At 72.1% G+C, this 23,033-nt stretch carries 23 protein-coding genes and 1 riboswitch; of the genes, 11 read left to right on the top strand and 12 right to left on the bottom strand.

Annotated elements, in window-relative coordinates:
- Positions 1-13: 13 nt before the first annotated feature.
- The 8 genes from ACFYWS_RS37010 to ACFYWS_RS36975 form a co-directional block, all read right to left on the bottom strand.
- Positions 14-1,465, bottom strand: a complete 1,452-nt coding sequence (locus tag ACFYWS_RS37010) for a cobyrinate a,c-diamide synthase (protein ID WP_389283826.1) — start codon at positions 1,463-1,465, stop codon at positions 14-16.
- Entirely contained in the window at positions 1,459-2,058 is a 600-nt protein-coding gene (cobO, locus tag ACFYWS_RS37005; RefSeq protein WP_389283825.1) for a cob(I)yrinic acid a,c-diamide adenosyltransferase, read from the bottom strand. The genes ACFYWS_RS37010 and cobO overlap by 7 nt, the downstream gene beginning before the upstream one ends.
- Positions 2,059-4,152: a putative cobaltochelatase gene (locus ACFYWS_RS37000; protein ID WP_389283823.1), complete on the bottom strand. Its 2,094-nt coding sequence runs from the start codon at positions 4,150-4,152 to the stop codon at positions 2,059-2,061.
- 85 nt (positions 4,153-4,237) lie between these two features.
- Positions 4,238-5,755, bottom strand: a complete 1,518-nt coding sequence (locus ACFYWS_RS36995) for a cobyric acid synthase (RefSeq protein WP_389283822.1) — start codon at positions 5,753-5,755, stop codon at positions 4,238-4,240.
- Positions 5,752-6,714 carry a cobalamin biosynthesis protein gene (locus ACFYWS_RS36990; protein ID WP_389283820.1) on the bottom strand — a complete coding sequence of 321 codons (963 nt, stop codon included), beginning with the start codon at positions 6,712-6,714 and terminating at the stop codon, positions 5,752-5,754. The genes ACFYWS_RS36995 and ACFYWS_RS36990 overlap by 4 nt, the downstream gene beginning before the upstream one ends.
- A 37-nt stretch (positions 6,715-6,751) precedes the next feature.
- Positions 6,752-6,896, bottom strand: a riboswitch (cobalamin riboswitch).
- A 77-nt stretch (positions 6,897-6,973) separates the two neighbouring features.
- Positions 6,974-7,195, bottom strand: coding sequence for a hypothetical protein (locus ACFYWS_RS36985; protein ID WP_389283818.1), 222 nt, complete (start codon positions 7,193-7,195; stop codon positions 6,974-6,976).
- Positions 7,196-7,217: 22 nt separating this feature from the next.
- Complete coding sequence (locus ACFYWS_RS36980) at positions 7,218-8,492, bottom strand: anion permease (RefSeq protein ID WP_389283816.1); 1,275 nt, start codon at positions 8,490-8,492, stop codon at positions 7,218-7,220.
- A 204-nt stretch (positions 8,493-8,696) separates the two neighbouring features.
- Entirely contained in the window at positions 8,697-9,446 is a 750-nt protein-coding gene (locus tag ACFYWS_RS36975) for a lysozyme (RefSeq protein WP_389283814.1), read from the bottom strand.
- 191 nt (positions 9,447-9,637) lie between these two features.
- On the opposite strand from ACFYWS_RS36975, the gene ACFYWS_RS36970 reads away from it, so the two are divergent.
- From ACFYWS_RS36970 to ACFYWS_RS36960, 3 genes are all read left to right on the top strand, one after another.
- A complete protein-coding gene (locus ACFYWS_RS36970) occupies positions 9,638-10,321 on the top strand; it encodes a class II aldolase/adducin family protein (RefSeq protein ID WP_389283812.1) in 684 nt (227 codons plus the stop codon).
- 76 nt (positions 10,322-10,397) lie between these two features.
- On the top strand, positions 10,398-11,525 hold the full coding sequence (locus tag ACFYWS_RS36965) for an alpha/beta hydrolase (RefSeq protein ID WP_389283810.1): 1,128 nt from the start codon (positions 10,398-10,400) through the stop codon (positions 11,523-11,525).
- Positions 11,526-11,606: 81 nt separating this feature from the next.
- Entirely contained in the window at positions 11,607-12,998 is a 1,392-nt protein-coding gene (locus ACFYWS_RS36960; protein WP_389283808.1) for a hypothetical protein, read from the top strand.
- Positions 12,999-13,023: 25 nt separating this feature from the next.
- Here ACFYWS_RS36960 and ACFYWS_RS36955 read toward each other — a convergent pair whose 3' ends face one another.
- Positions 13,024-13,911 carry a neutral zinc metallopeptidase gene (locus tag ACFYWS_RS36955; protein ID WP_389283940.1) on the bottom strand — a complete coding sequence of 296 codons (888 nt, stop codon included), beginning with the start codon at positions 13,909-13,911 and terminating at the stop codon, positions 13,024-13,026.
- A gap of 223 nt (positions 13,912-14,134) precedes the next feature.
- Here ACFYWS_RS36955 and ACFYWS_RS36950 point away from each other — a divergent pair, with 223 nt between their 5' ends.
- From ACFYWS_RS36950 to ACFYWS_RS36940, 3 genes are all read left to right on the top strand, one after another.
- Positions 14,135-15,733 (top strand): ABC-F family ATP-binding cassette domain-containing protein, encoded by a 1,599-nt coding sequence (locus tag ACFYWS_RS36950; RefSeq protein WP_389283806.1) that lies wholly within the window; start codon positions 14,135-14,137, stop codon positions 15,731-15,733.
- 382 nt (positions 15,734-16,115) lie between these two features.
- Positions 16,116-16,337, top strand: coding sequence for a helix-turn-helix domain-containing protein (locus ACFYWS_RS36945; protein ID WP_009337982.1), 222 nt, complete (start codon positions 16,116-16,118; stop codon positions 16,335-16,337).
- A gap of 117 nt (positions 16,338-16,454) precedes the next feature.
- The gene (locus ACFYWS_RS36940; protein ID WP_389283804.1) at positions 16,455-17,246 is read left to right on the top strand and encodes an enoyl-CoA hydratase/isomerase family protein; all 792 of its coding nucleotides are present in this window, start codon (positions 16,455-16,457) and stop codon (positions 17,244-17,246) included.
- A 12-nt stretch (positions 17,247-17,258) separates the two neighbouring features.
- On the opposite strand, the gene ACFYWS_RS36935 is transcribed toward ACFYWS_RS36940, so the two are convergent.
- The gene (locus ACFYWS_RS36935; RefSeq protein WP_389283802.1) at positions 17,259-17,996 is read right to left on the bottom strand and encodes a nucleopolyhedrovirus P10 family protein; all 738 of its coding nucleotides are present in this window, start codon (positions 17,994-17,996) and stop codon (positions 17,259-17,261) included.
- A gap of 107 nt (positions 17,997-18,103) precedes the next feature.
- Between ACFYWS_RS36935 and ACFYWS_RS36930 the strand changes: the two genes are divergently transcribed.
- From ACFYWS_RS36930 to amaP, 5 genes are read left to right on the top strand one after another with little or no spacing between them, the layout of a single operon-like run.
- Positions 18,104-18,574, top strand: coding sequence for an Asp23/Gls24 family envelope stress response protein (locus tag ACFYWS_RS36930; RefSeq protein ID WP_389283800.1), 471 nt, complete (start codon positions 18,104-18,106; stop codon positions 18,572-18,574).
- A 43-nt stretch (positions 18,575-18,617) separates the two neighbouring features.
- Positions 18,618-18,803 carry a hypothetical protein gene (locus tag ACFYWS_RS36925; protein ID WP_266721070.1) on the top strand — a complete coding sequence of 62 codons (186 nt, stop codon included), beginning with the start codon at positions 18,618-18,620 and terminating at the stop codon, positions 18,801-18,803.
- A gap of 3 nt (positions 18,804-18,806) precedes the next feature.
- Positions 18,807-19,151 (top strand): Asp23/Gls24 family envelope stress response protein, encoded by a 345-nt coding sequence (locus tag ACFYWS_RS36920; RefSeq protein ID WP_389283798.1) that lies wholly within the window; start codon positions 18,807-18,809, stop codon positions 19,149-19,151.
- The gene (locus ACFYWS_RS36915; protein WP_389283797.1) at positions 19,148-19,801 is read left to right on the top strand and encodes a DUF6286 domain-containing protein; all 654 of its coding nucleotides are present in this window, start codon (positions 19,148-19,150) and stop codon (positions 19,799-19,801) included. The genes ACFYWS_RS36920 and ACFYWS_RS36915 overlap by 4 nt, the downstream gene beginning before the upstream one ends.
- The gene (amaP, locus tag ACFYWS_RS36910; RefSeq protein ID WP_389283795.1) at positions 19,798-20,385 is read left to right on the top strand and encodes an alkaline shock response membrane anchor protein AmaP; all 588 of its coding nucleotides are present in this window, start codon (positions 19,798-19,800) and stop codon (positions 20,383-20,385) included. Before ACFYWS_RS36915 ends, amaP begins: the two co-directional genes overlap by 4 nt.
- Positions 20,386-20,401: 16 nt before the next feature.
- Here the strand turns inward: amaP and ACFYWS_RS36905 are convergent, their stop codons facing one another.
- Both ACFYWS_RS36905 and ACFYWS_RS36900 read right to left on the bottom strand, forming a co-directional pair.
- The gene (locus ACFYWS_RS36905; protein WP_389283793.1) at positions 20,402-21,157 is read right to left on the bottom strand and encodes an SDR family oxidoreductase; all 756 of its coding nucleotides are present in this window, start codon (positions 21,155-21,157) and stop codon (positions 20,402-20,404) included.
- 4 nt (positions 21,158-21,161) lie between these two features.
- Positions 21,162-22,982 carry a glycoside hydrolase family 15 protein gene (locus ACFYWS_RS36900; protein ID WP_389283791.1) on the bottom strand — a complete coding sequence of 607 codons (1,821 nt, stop codon included), beginning with the start codon at positions 22,980-22,982 and terminating at the stop codon, positions 21,162-21,164.
- Between the last annotated feature and the right edge of the window lie 51 nt (positions 22,983-23,033).

The raw sequence follows: 23,033 nt of genomic DNA, 5'->3' as shown, positions 1-23,033 counted from the left end.
ACAGGCTCTCCGTTCACCGTGCGCCGCTCCACTGGACCAGGCGGTGCGCGATGTCCGGCAGCGCCGCCCAGTGCGTGTGCAGATAGCTGGCGTGCACGCCGCCCTGTACGAAGCCCTCGACACGCGGCGTCGGCAGCCGCATGCCCCACGCGGGCGTGGGCCCCGCCCCCGGCTCAAGGACGGTCCGGTGGAACTCGTGGCCGCGCAGCCGGGCCCCCGTCGCGGTGAGCGGGCTGTCGGACAGGGCCACGGCGTCCCGGTAGCCGAGGGTGAGCCGGCCGGACATCTTCGCGTCCGCGTCCAGCACTCCGCACATCGGCTGTCCGTCGAGCGAGCGGGAGAGGTAGAGCAGGCCCGCGCACTCGGCGATCACGGGGGCGCCGCCGCGGGCGAGCTCCGCCACGGCCTTGCGGAGCTGTTCGTTGGCGGACAGTTCCGGGGCGTAGACCTCCGGGAAGCCACCACCGATCACCACGGCCGAGGTGTTCTCGGGAAGCTGCTCGTCGCGCAGCGGATCGAACGTGACGACGTCGGCGCCCGCCGCACGCAGCAGCTCCGTGTGCTCGGCGTACGAAAAGGTGAACGCGGCCCCTCCGGCCACCGCAACAACGGGCCGGGCCACTCCAGCCCCGCCGGCAAATCCAGCCCCGCCGGCGTTTGAGGCGCGGGGTCCGGGGCGGAGCCCCGCGGCCTCAACCCCGGCTTCGGCCAGACCCTCCGGCCCACCGGGACTCCACACCTCCGTATGGAGCGGCGGCGCGCTACGGGCCAGCCCCAACAACCCCTCCAGGTCACACCCCTCCCGCACCATCGCCGCCGACACCCGAACCGAGTCCACCGCGTCAGCGCTCCGCTCGGCCACCGGGACCAGGCCCAGGTGCCGGGACGGCGTGGCCACCCGCGGGGTGCGGCGCAGCGCCCCGTACACCGGGACGCCGACCTCCTCCATGGCCTCGCGCAGCAGCTCCTCATGGCGGTCGGAACCGACCTTGTTGAGGATGACGCCCGCGAGACGCACCTCGGGGTCGAAGGAGGCGAAGCCGTGCACGAGCGCCGCCACCGACCGCGACTGCGAGGAGGCGTCGACGACGAGCACGACAGGGGCCTTCAGCAGCTTCGCGACGTGGGCCGTCGAGGCCAGCTCGCCCTCTCCCGACGCACCGTCGAACAGGCCCATCACGCCTTCCACGACGGCGAGTTCACACCCGGCCGTCCCGTGCGCGAACAGCGGGGCGACGAGCTCGGGTCCGCACATGTACGCGTCGAGGTTGCGGCCGGGACGGCCGGTCGCGAGCGCGTGATAGCCGGGGTCGATGTAGTCGGGCCCCACCTTGTACGGCGACACGGCGAGCCCGCGCTCGGCGAACGCCGCCATCAGGCCCGTCGCCACGGTCGTCTTGCCGGTGCCGGAGGCGGGCGCGGCGACCACAAGGCGCGGCACGCCCACGGTCTGCGTACCTACCATTCGATGCCCCGCTGGCCCTTCTGGCCCTCGTCCATCGGGTGCTTCACCTTCGACATGTCGGTGACGAGATCCGCGAACTCGACCAGCTTCTCAGGGGCGTTGCGGCCGGTGATGACGACATGCTGCTGCCCGGGACGGTTCCGCAGCGTCTCGACGACGTCGTCCACGTCGATCCAGCCCCAGTGCATCGGGTAGGCGAACTCGTCGAGCACGTACAGCTTGTACGTCTCGGCGGCCAGGTCACGCTTGACCTGCTCCCAGCCCTCGCGCGCCTTCTCCTCGTTGTCGGCCTGGTCGTCGCGCTGCACCCACGACCAGCCCTCGCCCATCTTGTGCCAGGCGACGGTGCCGCCCTCGCCGCTCGCGCCGAGCGTCCTGAGCGCGTTCTCCTCGCCGACCTTCCACTTCGCCGACTTGACGAACTGGAACACCCCGATCGGCCAGCCCTGGTTCCAGGCGCGCAGCGCGAGCCCGAACGCGGCCGTCGACTTGCCCTTGCCGATGCCGGTGTGCACGAACACCAGTGGGCGGTTGCGACGCTGACGTGTCGTCAGCCCGTCGTTCGGTACGACGCTCGGCTGTCCCTGCGGCATTTAAGCGGCCCTCCTGATGGTGTTCTGCGTCCCAGTGACGTCCTTCACGAGCCCGGCGATCGAATCCGCCCGCAGCTCGTCCAGCGTGACGGCGGTGCCGCCGAGCCGGCCGGCCAGTTCCCCGGCGAGCCCGAGCCGCACCATGCCGGTCTCGCAGTCGACGACGACGCTCGCCGTCCCCTCCGCGGCGTGCAGCCCGGCCGCCCGGCCCGCCAGCTTCACGGGCTCAGGACCACCGGTCGCCCGCCCGTCGGTCACGACGACCATCAGCGGCCGCCGCGCCGGATCCCGCAGCCGCTCCACACGCAGCACCTCGTGCGCCTTCAGCAGCCCGGCCGCCAGCGGGGTGCGCCCGCCGGTCGGCAGCGACTCCAGGCGGGCCGCCGCCGTGTCCACGCTCGACGTGGGCGGCAGGGCGACCTCGGCCGCCGACTTCCGGAAGGTCACGAGCCCGACCTTGTCCCGCCGCTGGTACGCGTCGAGCAGCAGCGACAGCACGGCGCCCTTCACCGCGGTCATCCGCTGCCGCGCCGCCATCGACCCCGAGGCGTCGACCACGAACAGGACGAGGTTCCCCTCGCGCCCCTCGCGGGTTGCCTGCCGCAGATCGTCACGGCGTACGACGAGCCCCCGGCCCGAACGTCCGCGCGCCCGCTGGTGCGGGGCGGCGGCCTGCACGGTGGCCGCCAGGTGCAGCTTCGTCAGGGCGCCACGGGGTCGCGTCGCCCCCGTCGTGCGGCCGTGCTCGGTACGCGCCCGGGACCGCCGTCCCGCGGCTCCTTCGCCGAGGCCGGGGACGCTCAGCATCTTCGTACGAAAGGGCTCACCGGCCGCCACGGGCTTCTGCTCGGGGGCGCCGCCGCCGGACGCGGGGGCAGCGGCGGGCTCCTCGGGGGAGTCCTCCCGGCCGTCGCCGGCCGGGGCGTCCTGCGTGTCCTGCGAGTCCCGCGAGTCCTTGGTCTCCTGGGGGCCGTCGTGCGGGCCGTCCTGCGGAGGCACGCCGCCACCGGAGCCGCCGCCGTCGGGCCCACCGTCCGGATCGTCGTCGCCCTCGGGACCCTCGGACTCCTCGGGCTCCTCCTGTGGTCCGAACTCGTCCAGGGTCTCGTCGAGCTTGTCCTCGTCGAGTCCCGGCGCGTCAAAGGGGTTCCGGCGCCTGCGGTGCGGGAGCGCGAGCAGCGCGGCCTGCCGCACGTCCTCCGCGAGGACGTCGGTGCGCCCGGCCCAGGCCGCGAGCGCGGTGGCGGTGCGCGCCATCACGATGTCGGCGCGCATGCCGTCCACCTCGAAGGCCGCGCACGTCGCCGCGATCTGCGTCAACGCCCGGTCGCCGAGCCGCACTTGGGGCAACAGCTCACGCGCGGCGACGATCCGGGCCCGGACATCGGCCTCCTCGTCGGCCCACTCGCCCACGAAGCTCTCGGGGTCGTCGTCGTAGGCGAGCCGCCGCTTGACGACCTTCACCCGCTGCTCGGGCTCGCGCGAGGCCGCGACCTCCACGGTCAGCCCGAACCGGTCGAGCAACTGCGGCCGCAGCTCGCCCTCTTCGGGGTTCATCGTCCCTACGAGGAGGAAGCGTGCGGCATGCCGTACGGAGACGCCCTCGCGCTCCACGTACGAGGCGCCCATGGCGGCGGCGTCGAGCAGCAGGTCCACAAGGTGGTCGTGCAGCAGATTGACTTCATCCACATACAGGATTCCGCGATGCGCGTCCGCGAGCAGTCCCGGCTCGAAGGCCTTCACGCCCTCGGAGAGCGCCCGCTCGATGTCGAGCGCACCCACGAGCCGGTCCTCGGAGGCGCCGACCGGCAACTCGACCATGCGCGCGGCTCGTTGGGCACCCGGGGTGTCGGCGTGCGGCCCGTCGGGGCACTGCGGATCGGGCGCCACCGGATCGCACGAGAACCGGCATCCGGAGACGACGTCGACGCCCGGCACGAGCGCGGACAGGGCACGTACGGCGGTGGACTTGGCGGTCCCCTTCTCCCCGCGCACGAGCACACCGCCAACGGCGGGCGACACGGCATTCAACAACAGGGCAAGCCGCAGATCGTCCTGCCCGACGACGGCGGTGAACGGGTAAGGGGTGGGCATCAGCCGACAACCTCCAGTGAGTAAAACGTGTCCAGGGGCGCGGGGAACGGTGCAAAGGGGGGCGGGTGGCGGGGGCGACCTCCCATCACGGCGTCCCCGGTGCTCCCGGCGGCACGAACGGCAACCCCGCCGGCGCACCCCCCTCGATCAACCGCCAGAGCGCGTCCGTATCCGCATGCCGCTCGATCAGATCCCCGAGCCGATCGAGCTGCTCCTCCCGCAGCGCCTCGAACGACGTGTCCGGCGCCGGTACGAACCGCCGCCCCGCCGCGTCGGAGACGGCCCGCAGGAACGCCCGCCGGAAGCCGTCCGACTCCAGCGAGCCGTGCCAGTGCGTCCCCCACACGGACCCGACCCGGCACCCGTCCAGGAAGGACTCGCCGCCCAGCACTTCGGCGACGCCGTGATGGATCTCGTACCCCTCGACGTACTCGCCGAGCGCCTCGCCCACCGGCCGGGAGAGGGTCTTCTCGGCCTCGAACCGTACGCGTACGGGAAGCAGCCCGAGCCCGTCGACGACACCGGCCCGCGACTCGACCTCGTCCTCGATCGTCTCGCCGAGCAGCTGGAAGCCACCGCAGATACCGAGCACGGGCCGCCCCTCGGCGGCCCGCCGCGCGAGGGCGTCCGCGAGCCCGCGCTCACGCAGCCACTCCAGCGCCTTCACGGTGCCGCGCGTGCCCGGCACCACGACCAGGTCCGCGTCGACGAGCTCCTCGGCCCGGTCCACGAACCGCACGACGACACCGGGCTCGGCGGCCAGCGCGTCCACATCGGTGAAGTTCGACATCAGAGGGACCGCGCACACGGCGACCCGCAGCACGTCCTCGCCCACGGGCGGCGCTACGACCGACTCCCGTACGGAGCCCCGCAGGGATACCCGGAGCCCGTCCTCCTCGTCGATGCCGAGACCGTGCTGGAACGGCAGGACACCGTAAGTGTCGCGCCCGGTAAGGGACTTGAGCATGTCGAGCCCCGGCTCCAGCAGGCTCACGTCGCCGCGGAACTTGTTGACGAGGTACCCGGCGAGCAGCTCCTGGTCCTCCGGCGCGAGCAGCGCCGTGGTCCCGAAGAACGAGGCGAAGACACCGCCCCGGTCGATGTCGCCGACGACGAGCACCGGCAGCCGCGCGGCCCGCGCGAGCCCCATGTTCACGATGTCGGTGCGCCGCAGGTTGATCTCGGCGGGCGACCCGGCGCCCTCACAGATCACGGCGTCATGGGTGGCGCGCAGCTCCTCCAGGCACCCCACGACGGTGTCGAGCAGCGCCGCCTGCCGACCGCCGTGGTAGCCGCGCGCACTCAGCTCGCCCACGGGCTTGCCCATGAGGACGACCTGGCTGCTGCGGTCGCTGCCGGGCTTGAGCAGGACGGGGTTCATGAGCGCGCTCGGCTCCGCCCGCGCGGCCTGCGCCTGCATGGCCTGCGCGCGCCCGATCTCGGCGCCCTCCCTGGTCACGAACGAGTTCAGGGACATGTTCTGCCCCTTGAACGGCGCGACCTTCACGCCTTGGCGCACCAGCCACCGGCAGATCCCGGCGGTGACGACACTCTTCCCGGCGTCGGAGGTGGTTCCGGCGACGAGCAGTCCTCCGCCGGTCATCGCCGCCCCCGTGCTCGTACCAGTCGCGCACCCACACAGACTCCCAACGCCAACAGAGACACCCGCCGTGACAAGCGCACGGCCCGATCCACATCACGCACTTCGACCGCGCGCCCCGGCGCGTTCAGCACCGGCCGGTGCTCGACCAGGCCGCCGTACGCCAAGGTCCCGCCGAGCCGCACCCCGAGCGCCCCCGCGAAGGAGGACTCGACGACGCCCGCGTTCGGGCTGGGATGGCGCCGCGCGTCCGCACGCCACGCGTCCAGCGCCTGCCGGGGCCTGCCGCCCGCGAGGACCGCCAGGGCGCCGGTGAGGCGCGCTCCCGGCCAGCCCGCCACGTCGTCGAGGCGGGCCGAGGCCCAGCCGAACCGCCGGTACTTCACGGACTTGTGCCCGACCATCGCGTCGAGCGTGTTCACGGCGCGGAAGGCGACCAGGCCCGGCACCCCGCCGAGCGCGCCCCACACGAGCGCGCCCACGACGGCGTCGGAGGTGTTCTCCGCGACGGACTCGACGACGCCGCGGGCGATCCCGTCGGCGTCGAGCCCCTGCGGGTCGCGGCCGCACAGCCGGGGCAGCAGCTCCCGCGCGAGCTCCACGTCCCCGGCGTCGAGCGCGGATCCGACCGCCCGCGCCTCCCGGCCCAGCGAGGTGCCGCCGACGACGGCCCAGGTGACGGCGGCCGTCAGCGCGACGGTGGCGGCGGGGGAGCGGCGTACGGCACGGGAGGCGGCAGCGGCGAGAGCGGCGGCGCCACCGGCGCACACCGCGGTGTGCAGGGCGCCCGCGCCACGGTGGTCCCGCCACAGGCCGCGCTCGACGGCCGAGGCGGCGCGTCCGAATCCGGCGACGGGATGCCCACGGCGCGGATCGCCGAGAAGAAGGTCGGCGAAGATTCCGGCGGCGGCACCGCACGCGTACACGCGCTCGTGCCGCCAAGTGCCGCGCGGGGCGAACATGGCGGTAGGTGTCCTCACTCAGGGTGTCCACGCCCTGGTTCGAAGAGACCGGCAGCGAGAGTTCCTGGCTCACCCCGAGTGATGCAGGGGGTTCACAGTGGCGGGACCGCGCCGGATTCGCACCGGCTTCCTCAACTGCTGCCGTATATGGCGGGGGAAGTCCACCACGCTCCGAGTTGGCACGTCAACTTGCTGTTGATCACGCAAGCGGGGTGCGGGACGTCGCACGTCCCGCACCCCGCTCACCTATGACTGCCTGTCAGGCCACGATCAGATAGATCCCGTAGGCCACGGCCGCCGCGCACAGCGCGAAGCAGACATACGCCCCGGACGTCAGAGCCGCCGCCGAGCCACCGTCGCGCGCCGCCGACTCCCGCTTGGAGAGGCCCACGATGCCGAGGGTGAACAGGCCGACGAGGGCCACGGTGACCACGAGAGAGACGCCGAAGACGGAGCCGAGGGCCGCCCAGTCGATGTTCATTCCTGCCCTGCTTCCTTCTGCACTACAGCGTGGCGCCGGCGGGGCGCGCGGGGTCGCTCACCGCACCGGCCTTCGGGCGGTCGGAGATCTTCGCCTCGGACTCGGCCGATTCGACCGTGCCCGTCGGCGGCGGGGTGACCGAGGCGATCGCGGTCGTCACGACGCCCGGAGCCTCCTGGGCGGGGGCGGCGTGCGGCTCGTCCGCCGTCACGTTGGTGTGGTCGATGGAGTTGCGGCGCGACAGCTTCCAGATGATGCCGGAGCCGATCACGAGCAGCGCGGCGGTGAGACCGATGCCCCACGGGCCCTGCTTGGTCAGGAACTCGGCGCCCGCGCCCACCAGGCCCGCGGCCGGCAGCGTCAGACCCCACGCGATGAACATCCGGGAGGCGGTCGACCAGCGGACGACGCCGCCCTTGCGGCCGAGGCCCGCGCCCATCACACCGCCGGAGCAGACCTGCGTGGTGGAGAGCGAGAAGCCCAGGTGCGAGGAGGCGAGGATCGCGGTCGCCGCACTGGTCTGCGCGGCGAAGCCCTGCTGCGGCGCGAGTTCGGTGAGGCCCTTGCCCATGGTGCGGATGATGCGCCAGCCGCCCAGGTAGGTGCCGAGCGCGATGGCGACACCGGCCGAGACGATGACCCACATCGGCGGGTCGGCGTCCGGCGCGATGACCCCGCCGGTGATCAGGGCGAGGGTGATGATGCCCATCGTCTTCTGCGCGTCGTTCGTGCCGTGCGCGAGGGAGACGAGGCCCGCGGAGGCGATCTGCCCGGCGCGGTAGCCCTTGGCGGTCGCCCGCTCGTCCGTCTTCTTGCTGATGCGGTACGTGAGGCGGGTGGCCAGCATCGAGGCGATGCCGGCGACGAGCGGCGCGGCCACCGCGGGCAGCAGCACCTTGGAGACGACCGTGCCGCCGTTGACCGAGGACCAGCCCATCGACATGACCGCGGCGCCGATGAGGCCACCGAACAGGGCGTGCGAGGAGCTGGACGGCAGGCCGAGCAGCCAGGTCAGCAGATTCCAGAGGATGGCGCCCACAAGCGCCGCGAAAATGACCTCTGTTTTGAGGCCGTCCTCATTGACGATGCCGCCGGAGATCGTCTTCGCGACTTCGACGGAGAGGAATGCTCCGACGAGGTTCAGCACGGCGGACATGGCCACCGCCGTCTTCGGCTTGAGAGCGCCTGTCGAGATGGTCGTCGCCATCGCGTTGGCGGTGTCGTGGAAACCGTTGGTGAAATCAAAGACCAGCGCGGTAACGATCACGATCGCTAGGAGCAGCGTGATGTGTTCCATTTACCCAGGCTTCGGTTGGACGTCAGTGGCTCTTGGAACGTAAAGAGCCCGAGTGAACGGAAGATGAACTGGGTCGGGCGTCGCGGTGACCCGAACCGGAGGGGCCTCGCTCCGCTTGCCGCGAGGTGGCGCCGCGGGTTCCGGTTCGAGGTGCCCGCAGCCCCGGAACCAGGGGCTCCGGGGACCTTCGGCCGGGTCTTTCGGCTACCCCCTCGCGAACCGCTTGAGCTGGGTCATCGAGCCGTTGAAGAGATTCTGATCACCTGGCAGCCGGCCCTTGTCGGCGTACTGCCAGAACGTCCAGTAGGTCCAGCCCGCCGGGAGTGCGCCCGCGCTCTTGTCGTACCGGGCGAGCCACAACGCGTGGTTGCCGGCGAACGCCCCGCTGTTGCCGGTGCACTGCTTCCACCATCGCGCGTTGGTGTAGATGACCGGACGGCGCCCTGTCTTGCGTACGACCTCGTTGCTGAAGGACTTGATCCAGGACACCAGCGTCGACTTCCGCAGCCCGTAGCAGGGGTGCTTGCCCTTGCCGTACGGGTTGTACTCGATGTCGAGCGCGGGCGGCAGCGTCCAGCCGTCGCGCCGCCAGGCCCCGCCGTTGCGCACGAAGTACGAGGCCTGCGCCTTGCCGGAGGACTTCTGCGGCAGCGCGAAGTGGTAGGCGCCGCGGATGATGCCCGCGTTCCGGGCGCCCTTGTACTGCCGGGAGAAGTAGGGGTTGCGGTAGTTCGTCGACTCGGTCGCCTTGACGTAGGCGAACCGGGCGCCCTTGTTCTTCGCGCTCTGCCAGTTCACGTTCTTCTGGTGCGACGAGACGTCGTTCCCGCGCGGCTTGCCCGCGCCCTGTGCCGGCAGCTCCGTGAGCAGGGTGCCGCCGATGGTCAGTGCGGCGACGGACGTGAGTGCGGCGGCGCGGCGGCGGCGCGGGGACGCGGTGAGACTGAGAGCCATGAATACCCCCCGAAAGTGACGACGTGCATGACAAATCCCCAGGGAACTCCCAGAGAGTAGCGAGAGATCATTAATTACCCGGCCAAGGTCAGCCAAATAACATCAGAGAGTGATCAATCCCCATATGGGGCATTCCGGAAGATCGGACTCCGTACGGATCCGCCCCGGCCACGCTCCGGGCGGCTGGCAGGATGCGCGCCATGACACAGCTTCAGGAACTCGACGAGGCTTGGCAGGAACTGGTGCTGACGGCCCGTCGGACGGTGACCGACGGCCTGGTCGTCGGGACCTCGGGCAACGTCTCGGTACGAGTGGGCGGGGCGGACGGCGACACGGTCCTCGTCACACCGACCGGCGTCCCGTACGAGGACCTCGGCCCGGACGATCTCGTCGCCGTCGGCCTCGACGGCGAACGGCGGGCCGGCGCCCTGAAGCCGACCAGCGAACTCCCCATGCACCTCGCGGTCTACCGGCACACCGACGCCCGCGCCGTCGTGCACACCCACGCCGTGCACGCCACCGCGGTCTCCACGCTCGTGCCCGAACTCCCACCCGTGCACTACATGACCGCGACGCTCGGCGGCCCCGTCCGGGTCGCCCCCTACGCCACGTACGGAACCCAGGAGTTGGCCGAGAACATGCTGCTCGCCCTGGCCGACCGCACGGGATGCCTGCTCCAGAACCACGGCACTCTCACATACGGAGCCACTCTCGCCGCCGCTTACGACCGCACCGCCCAACTGGAGTGGATGTGCCGCTTGTGGCTCACCGCCCACTCCGTCCCCGGCCTGACCCCGTCGCTGCTGACCGGGGAGCAGCTGCGCGAGGTGGAGGAGCGGCTGAGCGGATACGGGCAGCGGGGCGCCACCCGGTGACCGGTTCGCGCTGTTCGCGTCACCCGTAGCCGTCGCCCCACTGGCCGGGGCGGGCGCGGACGCCGACACTGGACGGGTGCGCACCGCCAGAGCGACGGCCGCTGCCGTCACCACCGTCATAGGGGCCTCGGCCGCCGCGATCGCCGTCGGCCGCCTGGCCAGCGACGCGGCGCTCAAGGCAGCCCCGGGCCGCCCGCTGCCCACCGAGCCGAGACTCACCGTGCACGCCACCGCCGCGGGCCAGGTCACCCTGACCCGCGACCTGGCCTCGCTGCGCCCCGGCACCTACGGGCTACGGGGCGACGGCTACCACGCGGTGGTCGGCCCGGTCGTCGAATCGGCCACGACCTCCGCCGACACCGTCGTACGCCGCCTGGAGCGGGTCACCCACGGCACCCTGGAACCCGGCGCCAGGGCCTGGCTCACGCCCCAGGTGCACATCGGTGACCCCAAGGCCGCACTCGGCCTCGACCACGCCGACGTCGACGTGCCCGGCGAACTCGGCGCGCTGCCCGCCTGGTTCGTGCCCGGCACCCGCGACACATGGGTGATCACCGTGCACGGCCTCGGCACCACCCGCGAACACCCCATGAACCTCATGGAGTTCCTGCACCACCACCAGTTCCCGGTGCTCGACCTCGCCTACCGCGGCGACCTCGGCGCGCCCCGCTCCCCGGACGGCCTCGGCCACCTCGGCGAGACGGAGTGGCGCGACCTCGACGCGGCGATCCGCTACGCCGTGCGCTACGGCGCCCGCGACGTCATCGTGCTCGGCTTCTCCACGGGCGCCGCGATGGCCCTGCACGCGGCGGCCCACTCGGCGCTGCGCGACCGCGTCAAGGGCCTGGTCCTGGACTCGCCGGTGCTCAGCTGGGAGGTGACGCTGCGCGCCCTGGCCCGCGCCCGCCGCACCCCGGGACCGCTGCTCCCGCTCGCGGTCCGCGCCGCGCAGGGCCGCACGGGCCTGAGCGGCGACCGCCTCTCGGAGGCCGCGGACCCGCGCTCCCTCAAGGTCCCCACGCTCCTGGTCCACGGCCCCGGCGACGAGGTGTCCCCGTGGGTGCTCTCCCGCCGCCTGGCGGACCGCCGCCCGGACCTGGTCACCCTCCACGAGGTGGACGAGGCCCCGCACAACGCGATGTGGAACGCGGACCCGAAGGGCTACGAGGAGGCGCTGAGAAGGTTCCTGACGCCGCTGATGTAGCCGGCGCCGGAACCGTTGGTGAAACGGCTTTACAGGCCCCCCGTTTGGGAATTGGCGGGGTCAACCGAGAGACTGCCCCTCGTGACGTCCCGTACCCCGCGCGACTCCCGGCTCCGACTCGTCAGCCCGCGCCGCCAGCCCCTGGCCGCCCCGACCCCGCGGCCGGTCGCCGCACGCCGTCCCGCACCCCGCCCACCGGAGGGCACCCCGCCGCCCGCCGAGCTCGCCCGCGCAGCGCGCCGCGACCTCGCCGCCGCCGTCCGCGTGGCCCGCTGGGCGGACACCAGGATCGGCCCCGGCAACAACATGGCCGCCCGCGACGGCAAGGGCACACTCGCCGACGCGACCGCCCTCCGCGCCGCGGACGAGCTCGGGCTGACGGTCGATCAGGTCCGTGCGGACTGGGACACGGCCCGCCTCGCGGGACTCGTCGAGGTACACGGAGCCAGCGCCCGGCCCGGCTGGCGGCTGCGCGCCTGGGACCGTGACGACACCGCCGTACTGCGCGGCTGGGTCGCCCTGTTCGACGCCTGGTCGCTGGTCCACCGGGCGCCGGAGGAGGTCGGCCCCGCCGCGGTGGCCGAGGTCGTCGAGGCGGTGCCGCAACTGCTGAGCTTCCTGCAGCTGATGGCGGACCGCGTCGCCGCGACCCAGCTCCTCGACCTCCTCGACCAGCGCGTCACGGAACTGCGCACGGAACGCTGCGAGATCCCCTTTGGGCCCCAGCCGGAACCGACCCCGCCGCAGGACACCCCGCTCCGCCCGCTGCTCGACTGGTCCCTGCGCGGCCTCGCCGCCGTGGGCGCGCTCACCTACGACGACGGGCACGCCACCCTCACGCCGCTGGGCAGCTGGGCGGTGTGGGTCAAGCTGGAGCAGATCTGCGTCGCCGCCCAGTCCCCGGCGGGGAACATCGAGGTGTCGGCCGAGGACATGCTGCGCGGCTGCGCACGGCTTCGCCCGAAGGCCGCGCGCGACGAGTACCGGGCCTGGCTCGCCGCCCGCGACATCGGCACCGCCGTCACCGACCTCCTCGACGCCGCCCGCGGCGAGGACGCCCTGCTGCGCGGCCTCGCCTTCGAGGCGCTGCGGGTCGTCGGCGCCCCCGCCGAGCCCGAGGTCCGCCGCGCCGCCGACGACTCCCACCTGCGCCCCTACGCCCTGCTGTGGCTCGCCGAGTACGAGGGCGCCGACCCCGAGGACGTGCACACGGTGCTCAGCCGCGAGGAGGCGACCTGGCTGTGGGTCGACACCGCCGCCGCCGTCGCCGACCACGGCGAAGCCCCCCTCCTCGTACGGCACTTGGAGGCCGCGGTGCAGCCCACGGTGCCCGCGCTGATCGCGGAGGTGCGCGCCGTCGGGCACCCGCGCACGGTGCAGGTGCTCGTCGCGCTCGCCGCCGCGCACCCCGACCCGGCGCTCGCGAAGGCGGTCCGCAGAGCGGCCTTCCAGGTCCACACGGGCGGGGTGTAGGTCAGCGGCGCACTGGCTCAGCGGCTCACCGGAAGGTGTCGCACCGGTCCATGTCGCCGCTCTCGAAGCCCCGGTAGAACCACTGCTGCCGCTGCCGCGCCGAGCCGTGCGTCCACGTCTCCGGCGTCACCTGCCCCTGGAACCGCTCCTGGATCCGGTCGTCGCCGACCGCCGCGGCGGCGTCCAGGCCGTCCCGGATGTCCGCGTCGGTCAGGCTCGTGATCAGCGGCCTGCCGGTGGACTCGGTGGGCGTCGTCGTCGCGTGGTGCGCCCACACGCCCCCGTAGCAGTCCGCCTGCAGCTCGACCCTGACCGCGTTGCTGTTCTCGCCCGTGCGCCCGTCCTGGGCGCGCGTCAGCGTGCCCATCAGGTTCTGCACGTGGTGCCCGTACTCGTGCGCCACGACGTACGCCTGCGCGAAGGGCCCGCCGCTCGAACCGAACTTCGTGCGCAGCTCGTCGAAGAAGCCGAGATCGAGATAGACCCGCCGGTCGCCGGGGCAGTAGAACGGCCCGACCGAGGAGGTCGCCGAGCCGCAGGCGGTGGCGACCTGGTTGGTGAAGAACACCGTCGAGGCGGGCGTGTACGTGGCGCTCCTGCGGCCGAATTCCGAGCCCCAGAAGTCCTGCACGCTGTTGACCACGGCGACGGTCCGGCAGTCCTGTCTGCTGTTCGCGTCCGAGCCCGTCCGGCACTGCTCCTGGACCTGCGCCTCGCTGGACATCTGCGCCGCCGGAGCGCCGGTGGTCCCGTCGGACAGCCCGAACTGGTCCGTGCCGAAGAGCAGCCCGAGGACGAGCGCGATCACCCCCACGAGCCCGCCGCCCATGGTGGCCCTCCCGCCGGGAAGCCGGCTGCCGCGTACGTCCTGGACCTCCGAGGTGTCCAGACGCGCGTCGTCGTCGAACTGCATGCGCACCGCCTTCTCGCCGGTCATCGACCCCCTCATCCTGTTACGTCCCTGGTCAGCGGGGTCGGATCCGAGGGCCGAACGGGGGACGCGCAGGCCTGGGAAAAGAGCTTGCACGTCACCGGTAAACTGGTTCGTATGACGTTCCTTCTCTGGGTGCATTAGCGGCGCTGATTGGCCCCCCGCCCTGTCAACCAGCCGTTAATCCTGTCCTGGAGTACTTCCCTTGATCACCGCATCCGGCATCGAACTGCGCGCGGGCGCGCGCATGCTCATCGAGAACGCCAACTTCCGTATCGCCAAGGGCGACCGCATCGGCCTGGTCGGCCGTAACGGAGCGGGCAAGACGACCCTCACGAAGTGCCTGGCCGGCGAGGGCATCCCGGCCGGCGGCACCATCAGCCGCTCCGGCGAGGTCGGCTACCTCCCGCAGGATCCGCGCACCGGCGACCTCGACGTGCTGGCCCGCGACCGCATCCTCTCGGCGCGCGGTCTGGACACCCTGATCCGCAAGATGCGCGAGAACGAGCAGCGCATCGCGACCGGCTCGGGCGCCACACAGGCCAAGGCCCTGCGGCAGTACGAGCGCCAGGAGACGGAGTTCCTCACCAAGGGCGGGTACGCCGCCGAGGCCGAGGCCGCCACCATCGCCGCCGCGCTGAACCTCCCCGACCGTGTGCTCGGCCAGCCCCTGCACACGCTCTCCGGCGGTCAGCGGCGCCGTATCGAGCTGGCCCGGATCCTCTTCTCGGACGCGGACACCCTGCTCCTCGACGAGCCCACGAACCACCTGGACGCGGACTCGATCGTCTGGCTGCGCGACTACCTCAAGAGCTACAGCGGCGGCTTCATCGTGATCTCCCACGACGTCGAGCTGATGGAGACGGTCGTCAACAAGGTCTTCTACCTGGACGCCAACCGCTCCCAGATCGACGTCTACAACATGGGCTGGAAGCTCTACCAGCAGCAGCGCGAGGACGACGAGAAGCGCCGCAAGCGCGAGCGGCAGAACGCCGAGAAGAAGGCCTCCACGCTGCACGCGCAGGCCGACAAGATGCGGGCCAAGGCGACCAAGACCGTCGCCGCGCAGAACATGGCCAAGCGCGCCGACAAGCTCCTCGCCGGTCTCGACGAGGTCCGCCAGTCCGACAAGGTCGCCAAGCTGCGCTTCCCCGAGCCCTCGCCGTGCGGCAAGACGCCGCTGATGGCCGAGGGCCTGTCGAAGTCGTACGGCTCCCTGGAGATCTTCACGGACGTCGACCTGGCCATCGACAAGGGCTCGCGCGTCGTCATCCTCGGCCTCAACGGCGCGGGCAAGACGACCTTGCTCAAGCTCCTCGGCGGCGCCGAGAAGCCCGACACGGGCCAGGTCATCGAGGGCCACGGCCTCAAGCTCGGCTACTACGCGCAGGAGCACGAGACCCTCGACCCGGAGCGCACGGTCCTGGAGAACATGCGCTCCGCCGCCCCCGACCTGGACCTGATCCAGGTGCGCAAGACGCTCGGCTCGTTCCTGTTCTCCGGCGACGACGTCGACAAGCCGGCCGGGGTCCTCTCGGGCGGCGAGAAGACCCGCCTGGCGCTCGCCACGCTCGTCGTGTCGTCGGCGAACGTGCTGCTCCTCGACGAGCCCACGAACAACCTCGACCCGGCAAGCCGCGAGGAGATCCTCGGCGCGCTGCGCACCTACAAGGGTGCCGTCGTCCTCGTCACGCACGACGAGGGCGCCGTGGACGCGCTGCAGCCGGAGCGGATCATTCTGCTTCCGGACGGAATCGAGGACCTGTGGGGCCAGACGTACGCGGATCTCGTGGCCCTCGCATGATCCACTCGGTGATCGCCGGGCTGATCCACGCCCCGGTCACCGGTTGATCCATTGAATGATCCACTCCGTCTGGATCATTCGGCCGATCCGTGATCCTTCATCTGGGTGAGATCGCCTCGTACCCAGGTGTGTCGTGCACGGAATTCGCGGCCGCGTCGTCCATGGCGCCCTTGTGGCGCCTGGGCGGTGGCTGACCTGCCACTTCTGTCGCGCAGGCGCTTTTCAGGGCCGGGAAACCACGCCGGAATTCCGGATTCCACTCGTGTGGATCCCCGTCGCGCCCGGAATTGGGGGTCTATGGACCTTGCCGAATGGGTGGCCAGGAAGCCCGCAAGGGGTGATCATGGGAAATCCAGAGCGCACTTCCCATGAGGAGGCACGGGTGGCCGAGACTCTGAAGAAGGGCAGCCGGGTAACCGGCGCCGCGCGCGACAAGCTCGCGGCAGACCTGAAGAAGAAGTACGACTCCGGTGCGAGCATTCGGGCATTGGCCGAGGAGACCGGCCGCTCGTATGGCTTTGTGCACCGGATGCTGAGCGAATCCGGGGTCACGCTGCGCGGTCGCGGCGGGGCCACGCGAGGCAAGAAGGCCACGTCGGCCTGACCCTCGTAGGGCGCGTTCGGTGCACTGGCTCCAACTGACCACCCGGTCGGTCCGCTGTCCGGCCGGGTGGTTACTGTGCAGTCACTTATGTTCGGCTGCGCAGACCCGGAGGCCCAGATGAACCTGCCCGCACCGCTGCTCGACCAGGACGGCGTCCGGCTCACCGTCGACGATGCGATCGCCACGGTCAGCCTGACCAACCCGGACAAGCGCAACGTCCAGAGTCCCGCGCTGTGGCGGGCGTTGGGTGAGGCCGGGAACGCCCTGCCGGGTTCCGTGCGGGTCGTCATCGTGCGCGGTGAGGGCAAGTCCTTCTCCGCGGGCCTCGACCGTCAGGCCTTCACGCCCGAGGGCTTCGACGGCGAGCCGTCCTTCCTCGACCTGGCACGCGGCGACGACGACGTCCTCGACGCGACGATCGCCGAGTACCAGGCCGCGTTCACCTGGCTGCGGCGCAGCGACATCCTGTCCGTCGCCGCGGTCCAGGGGCACGCCATCGGGGCCGGGTTCCAGCTCGCCCTCTCCTGCGATCTGCGCGTCGTCGCCGACGACGTGCAGTTCTCCATGCGCGAGACCAGCCTCGGCCTGGTGCCGGACCTGACGGGCTCGCATCCCCTCGTCGCGTTGGTCGGATACGCGCGCGCCCTCGAAATCTGCGTCACCGGGCGCTACGTCCACGCCGACGAGGCGGTACGCAGCGGCCTGGCCAACGTGTCCGTCCCCGCGGGCGAACTCGCGGACGCGACCCAGGACCTGGTCGCGGCGCTCGTCGCCGCACCCCGCGACGCCGTGATCGAGACGAAGGCGCTGCTCCAGGGCGCGGCCGACCGCACCCTCGACGACCAGCGCACCGCGGAGCGAGCGGCCCAGGGCCGCCGGCTGCGTGACCTGGCGGGGCTGGGCGACTGACGTCACGCCGGTCTACGTCGTGAGCTCCGTGACCAGCACCGCGACCGTCGGGTTGTTGGGGAGCGCCTTCGCCACCGCCGCCCGAACGGCCCCGGTCACCTCGATGGCGCGGACGTCCGCGGACACCGCCAGCTCCACCCGCACGTGACGACGGGGGAGTGCCGCCTCCCCGGGCTGCTCCTCGATGTGGACCGCGCGCCCGAGTCCGCCCAGCGCCCCGGTCAGCCGGCTCACCCCCGGCACCGCGAGCGCGGCCTCGGCGGCGCGGCCCGCGTCCCCCGAGGGAGCGGTCGGCTTCGAAGCGGCGGGATCCGGCTCCCCGGCGGAACCGGAATCCGCTTCCGCCACCTGATCGGCCTCATCGAGCAGCGCCGTGATCTGGAGGTCGACCTCCGTCACCACCAGGCCGACCCACTCCGCCGCCCCCGCGAGCGCCTCCCTCAGCCGATCGGCGGCAACCGGCAGCGGTTCGTCCGTCGTCGCCGCACAGTCCGCGGTGAGCCGCAACGACCCCGGCGGCAGCGCGCTCGGCGGGGCCGGCACCGCGGGCTCCGCCGCCGTGTCGGGGTCGGCGAGACCGATACGCAGCGCTCCTAGGCGTACGCCGTGCAGCCCTTGGACCGCACGGCGCAGCGCCTGTGTCGCCGCCGGTTCCGTGAGCCACGCGCCGTCCTGCGGCCCGCCGAGCGGCAGCAGTCTGCCGAGTCCCAGCTGCGTACGCACTGCCTGTGTCCATCGATCAGCCGTCATTGCCCCAGGCTGCCCCATTGCGAGCGCGCCTTCCTGTTGCTGGACCTAATGTGGGCAAAAGAAAGCAACACCCCACCGATATCGCACCTCACCGAGGGGACGGCCCGATGAGTGACACCGCGCAGAAGCCGGGCGAGACGCCCGGTCCGGCCGCAGCCAAGGCCAATGTGACCAAGCGGGGCGGCGGTGATCCCGCCAACAGGGGGCGGACCACCATCGCCGACGGCGTCGTCGAGAAGATCGCGGGCCTCGCGGCGCGCGACGTCGAGGGCGTCCACGCCATGGGCAGCGGCATCTCCCGTACGTTCGGCGCGGTGCGCGACCGGGTCCCCGGCGGCGCCAAGTCCGTGTCGCGCGGAGTGAAGGCCGAGGTCGGCGAGGTACAGACGGCGCTCGATCTGGAGATCGTCGTCGAGTACGGCGTGTCGATCGCGGACACCGCGCGCGCCGTCCGGGAGAACGTGATCGTCGCCGTCGAGCGCATGACCGGGCTCGAGGTCGTCGAGGTCAACATCGCCGTCAGCGACGTGAAGCTGCCGGACGAAGAGGACGAAGAGCCGGAGTCCCGGCTCCAGTGACATCCGTCGGCACAGCTACGGGCTTCCCTAGGAGGAGCGCACGATGAATCTGGCCGTGGTCGGCATGATCGCCGGCATGGCCCTCGGATTCGCCGGATACTTCGGCGGTTTCGGGGCCTTCCTACTGGTGGCGGCGCTCGGCGCCATCGGTTTCGTCGCGGGCAGGTTCCTGGAAGGGGACCTGGAAGTCGGCGAGTTCTTCCGTTCGCGCGGCGATCGGCGGGGGTGACCGATGGCGGCACAGGTCGCGCCGGCCGAGCGCGGCGCGACCCGGATCGCCGACCGGGTCGTCGCGAAGATCGCCGCGCACGCGGCACGAGAGGCACTGAGTCGGATCCCCGAGGACGGTGCGGCGCCGGGCGCCACGGTCACCGTACGGCAGGACAGCGCGCGGGTCCGGATCAGCCTTGAGCTGGAGTACCCGACGGACATCGGCCGCCAGTGCGGCGCTGTGCGTCGTCAAGTGTCCCAGCGGGTAAGGGAGTTGGCGGGAATGGAAGTGCCCGAGGTGGCCGTCCAGGTCGAGCGGCTGCACTCGGCGCACACTCGTGGCACGGACCGGGGGAGGCTCCGATGAGTGAACCCACCCGGCCGATTCCGGTGGTCGAGCGGGACGGAAGCTCGCTCGACCAGTCGGCGTCCGCCGCCTCGTACGAACCACATCCGACGCTGGACAGCGAACCGAAGGCGAGCCGTTTCTGGTCGGGGCGGCGCGTCCCCGCGGCGCTCGTGGCCCTGGTGATCCTGGCCGCCGCCGGACTGCTGCTCTACGACGTGGCAGCGGTGCGGGCGGGCCGCGCGTCGATGCAGTGGCGGCAGACGCTCGCGGACGAGCTCTCCACGCGGCCCCTCGACGACACCGCGGTCCTCGTCGGCGCGGGCGTCGCGGCCGCGCTCGGCCTGTGGCTGATCCTGCTCGCGGCGACGCCCGGGCTGCGCGCCCTGCTGCCGATGCGCCGTACCCACCCCGAGGTCCGCGCGGTGCTGTACCGGGACGCCGCGGCGATGGTGCTGCGCGACCGGGCCATGGAGGTGTCGGGCGTGCAGTCCGTACGGGTCCGTATGAAGCGCTCCAAGGTGGACGTGCGGGCGCTCTCGCACTTCCGTGAACTCGACGACGTACGGGCCGACTTGGACGCGACGCTCGGCGACGGGATCAAGGAGCTGGGGCTCGGCAAGGCGCCGGGCCTGTCCGTGCGTGTCGCACGGCCGGGGAAGAAGGGGTGAGCGGCGTGCTCAGGACCGTCAACCGGATCGTGCTGGGGTTGCTGGGGCTCGTCCTCGTACTCGGCGGCGGTTCGGTGCTCGCCGTCGGGCTCGGGGTGAAGCCGCCGTCATGGTGGATCCACGACGGACCGGACGACGTGCTGGTCAGCGATGCCGACCGGGCGCGCTGGCACGACGAGGGCTGGTTCTGGCCGACGGTGATCGCCGTGCTCGGCGTCGTCGTGCTGCTCGCCCTGTGGTGGCTGGTGGCTCAACTGCGGCGCCGCAGGCTCGCCGAGGTGCTGGTCGACAGCGGCGACGGCGAGGGGGCGGTGCTGCGGGGCCGGGCCCTGGAGAACGTCCTCGTGAGCGGCGCGGAGTCCCTGGACGGGGTCGACCGGGCCGGGGTGCGGCTGACCGGCCGCCGCTCCAGCCCGCTGGCCCGCGCGACCCTGAGCCTGGAGCCGCACGCGGTTCCCGGCGAGGCCCTGCGCCTGCTGAGCCAGGAATCCCTGAGGCAGGCGAGGGACTCGGCGGGCCTGAGCGAACTGCCGACAGAGGTCCGCCTGAGGGCGGTCAAGCACCGCGCGGAACGGGTCAGCTGAGCCCTGCCGCCGACCGTCAGAAACCGTGCCGGAAACCTCCGTCCACCGGCAGCATCACACCGGTGAGGTAGGACGCGGCGGGGGACAGGAAGAACGCCGCCGCCCGACCGAACTCCTCCGGAGTCCCGTACCGCCGCAGCGGGATACGGGACTCCTGCGCGATCCGCGCCGCTTCCGGGTCCGCCGCCATCCCGTCCAGCTCGCGCACCCGGTCCGTGTCGATACGGGCGGGCAGCAGCCCCACGACACGAATGCCGCGCGGCCCCAGCTCGTTCGCGAGGGACTTGGCGAAACCGGCGAGCCCGGGCCGCAGCCCGTTCGAGATGGTCAGCCCTGGGATCGGCTCGTGCACGGAGCCGGAGAGCACGAAGCCGATGACCCCGCCCTCCTCCAGCTGCGCCGCGGCCGCCCGCGCGAGCCGCACCGCCCCGAGGAACACGGACTCGAACGCGGCCGTCCACTGCTCGTCCGTGTTGTCGGCGACGAAGCCGGGCGCGGGCCCGCCGACGCTCACCAGAATCCCGTCGAAGGAGCCGAACTGCTCCCGGGCCGCCCCGATGAGCCGCTCGGCGACGTCCGGGTCCGAGTTGTCGGCGGCGACGCCGTACGCGTTCGGCCCGAGCGCTGCCGCCGCCTCCTTGGTCTTCTGCTCGTCGCGGCCGCTGATGACGACCTTCGCGCCGTCGGCGACCAGCTCGCGCGCGGCCGCGTTGCCGAGGCCCCGCGTCGCGCCGGTGACTACGTACACACGGTTCTTCAGTCCAAGATCCATGGCCCTATCCTCCCGCTCCCTCGTCCGCCGCGCCGAACAGGGTCAGCGCGGTGCCCACGAGGCCGATATGGCTGAACGCCTGCGGGAAGTTGCCGAGCTGCCGGCCCGCCACGGGGTCGTACTCCTCGGCGAGCAGTCCCACGTCGTTGCGCAGCGCCACGAGTCGCTCGAACAGCTCGCGCGCCTCCTCCGTACGCCCTGTCATGTGCAGCGCGTCCGCGAGCCAGAACGAGCAGACCAGGAACGCGCCCTCCTGGCCGGGCAGCCCGTCCACGACGGTGTCGTCGGCGCTGTAGCGACGCAGGAAACCCTCGTACGACAGCTCCTCGCGGACCGCGTCGACCGTGCCGATCACGCGCGGGTCGTCCGGCGGCAGAAAGCCGACGCGCGGCAGGAGCAGCAGGGCCGCGTCCAGTTCGGACGAGCCGTAGAACTGGGTGAACGTGCCGCGCTCCGCGTCGAAGCCGCGCTCGCACACCTCCCGGTGCACGGCGTCGCGCAGCTTGCGCAGCCGGTCGATGTCGCCGGGCAGCCGCGGGTCGTCCTCCATGGCGCGCACGGTGCGGTCGGCGGCGACCCACACCATCACCTTCGAGTGCACGAAGTGGCGGCGCGGCCCGCGCACCTCCCACAGCCCTTCGTCGGGTTCGCGCCACGCCTCCTCCAGGAAGTCGAGCAGCGCCAACTGGAGCCGCCAGGCGTGGGGTTGGGCCTTCAGCCCCTCGCGGCGGGCGAGCGCGAGGGAGTCGACGACCTCGCCGTACACGTCCAGCTGCAGCTGATGGGCGGCGTCGTTGCCCGCGCGCACGGGGCGGGAGTCGCGGTAGCCGCTCAGCCAGTCGAGCTCCTGCTCGGGAAGGCGTCGCTCGCCCGCGAGGCCGTACATGATCTGCAGGTCGGCCGGATCGCCCGCGGCGGCCCGCAGCAGCCAGTCGCGCCAGGCCTCGGCCTCGTCGAGATAGCCGGCCGAGAGCAGCGCGCCGAGCGTCAGGGTCGAATCGCGCAGCCAGCAGTACCGGTAGTCCCAGTTCCGTACGCCGCCGATCTCCTCGGGCAGCGAGGAGGTGGGGGCGGCCACGATGCCGCCGGTCGGCGCGTAGATGAGGGTCTTGAGCGTGAGCAGGGAGCGGAGTACGGCTTCCTTGTGCGGGCCTTCGTAGGTGCAGCGGTCCGTCCACGCCTGCCAGTCCTCCAGGCTGTGCCGCAGCGACTCGTGCGGGTCGATCAGCGGCGGGCGCTTCTCGTGCGAGGGGTGCCAGGTCAGGACGAAGGCGACGGTCTCGCCGGCCTCGACCGTGAACTCCGAGTGGGTGCCGAAGTCCTCGCCCCACGTGTGGACGTCCGGTTCGCTGCGCAGCCATGCCGAGTCCGGGCCCGCGACGGCGACCCGGTGGCCGTCGGCGCGGCGCATCCACGGCACGACGGAGCCGTAGTCGAAGCGCAGCCGCAGCGTGCCGCGCAGGGTGACGCGTCCGCTGAGGCCCTCGACGATGCGGACGATGTCCGGGGCCTCGTCGCGCTGCGGCATGAAGTCGGTGACGCGGACGCTGCCGTCCGGGGTCTCCCACTCGGTGTCGAGCACGAGGGAGCCGGGGCGGTACGCGCGCGTGGTGCGGTGTTCGGCGCCGGAGGCGCTGTCGGCGCTGTCGGCGCCTTTGGGAGCGAGCCGCCAGTGGCCGTTCTCCTCGTTGCCGAGCAGTGCGGCGAAACAGGCGGGGGAGTCGAACCGGGGCAGGCACAGCCAGTCGATCGACCCGTCCCTGCCGACGAGCGCGGCGGTCTGGTGGTCACCGATGAGGGCGTAATCCTCGATATGTGGGAGCACACGCCATGGGTTCCCCGTCAGCGGCCCGGGGTTGCATGAAATTTCGGGCGG

This window comes from Streptomyces sp. NPDC002795 (assembly GCF_042888725.1).
In the GTDB taxonomy this organism is placed as follows: Bacteria; Actinomycetota; Actinomycetes; order Streptomycetales; family Streptomycetaceae; genus Streptomyces.
This window is presented reverse-complemented; position numbering and strand designations above follow the sequence as displayed.

Excerpts from the sequence above, each read along its gene's own strand:
- ACFYWS_RS37010 (WP_389283826.1), bottom strand. The coding sequence starts at position 1,465 with ATGGTAGGTACGCAGACCGTGGGCGTGCCGCGCCTTGTGGTCGCCGCG.
- cobO (WP_389283825.1), bottom strand. The coding sequence starts at position 2,058 with ATGCCGCAGGGACAGCCGAGCGTCGTACCGAACGACGGGCTGACGACA.
- ACFYWS_RS37000 (WP_389283823.1), bottom strand. The coding sequence starts at position 4,152 with ATGCCCACCCCTTACCCGTTCACCGCCGTCGTCGGGCAGGACGATCTG.
- ACFYWS_RS36995 (WP_389283822.1), bottom strand. The coding sequence starts at position 5,755 with ATGACCGGCGGAGGACTGCTCGTCGCCGGAACCACCTCCGACGCCGGG.
- ACFYWS_RS36990 (WP_389283820.1), bottom strand. The coding sequence starts at position 6,714 with ATGTTCGCCCCGCGCGGCACTTGGCGGCACGAGCGCGTGTACGCGTGC.
- ACFYWS_RS36985 (WP_389283818.1), bottom strand. The coding sequence starts at position 7,195 with ATGAACATCGACTGGGCGGCCCTCGGCTCCGTCTTCGGCGTCTCTCTC.
- ACFYWS_RS36980 (WP_389283816.1), bottom strand. The coding sequence starts at position 8,492 with ATGGAACACATCACGCTGCTCCTAGCGATCGTGATCGTTACCGCGCTG.
- ACFYWS_RS36975 (WP_389283814.1), bottom strand. The coding sequence starts at position 9,446 with ATGGCTCTCAGTCTCACCGCGTCCCCGCGCCGCCGCCGCGCCGCCGCA.
- ACFYWS_RS36970 (WP_389283812.1), top strand. The coding sequence starts at position 9,638 with ATGCGCGCCATGACACAGCTTCAGGAACTCGACGAGGCTTGGCAGGAA.
- ACFYWS_RS36955 (WP_389283940.1), bottom strand. The coding sequence starts at position 13,911 with ATGCAGTTCGACGACGACGCGCGTCTGGACACCTCGGAGGTCCAGGAC.
- ACFYWS_RS36940 (WP_389283804.1), top strand. The coding sequence starts at position 16,455 with ATGAACCTGCCCGCACCGCTGCTCGACCAGGACGGCGTCCGGCTCACC.
- ACFYWS_RS36935 (WP_389283802.1), bottom strand. The coding sequence starts at position 17,996 with ATGACGGCTGATCGATGGACACAGGCAGTGCGTACGCAGCTGGGACTC.
- ACFYWS_RS36930 (WP_389283800.1), top strand. The coding sequence starts at position 18,104 with ATGAGTGACACCGCGCAGAAGCCGGGCGAGACGCCCGGTCCGGCCGCA.
- ACFYWS_RS36925 (WP_266721070.1), top strand. The coding sequence starts at position 18,618 with ATGAATCTGGCCGTGGTCGGCATGATCGCCGGCATGGCCCTCGGATTC.
- ACFYWS_RS36920 (WP_389283798.1), top strand. The coding sequence starts at position 18,807 with ATGGCGGCACAGGTCGCGCCGGCCGAGCGCGGCGCGACCCGGATCGCC.
- ACFYWS_RS36915 (WP_389283797.1), top strand. The coding sequence starts at position 19,148 with ATGAGTGAACCCACCCGGCCGATTCCGGTGGTCGAGCGGGACGGAAGC.
- ACFYWS_RS36905 (WP_389283793.1), bottom strand. The coding sequence starts at position 21,157 with ATGGATCTTGGACTGAAGAACCGTGTGTACGTAGTCACCGGCGCGACG.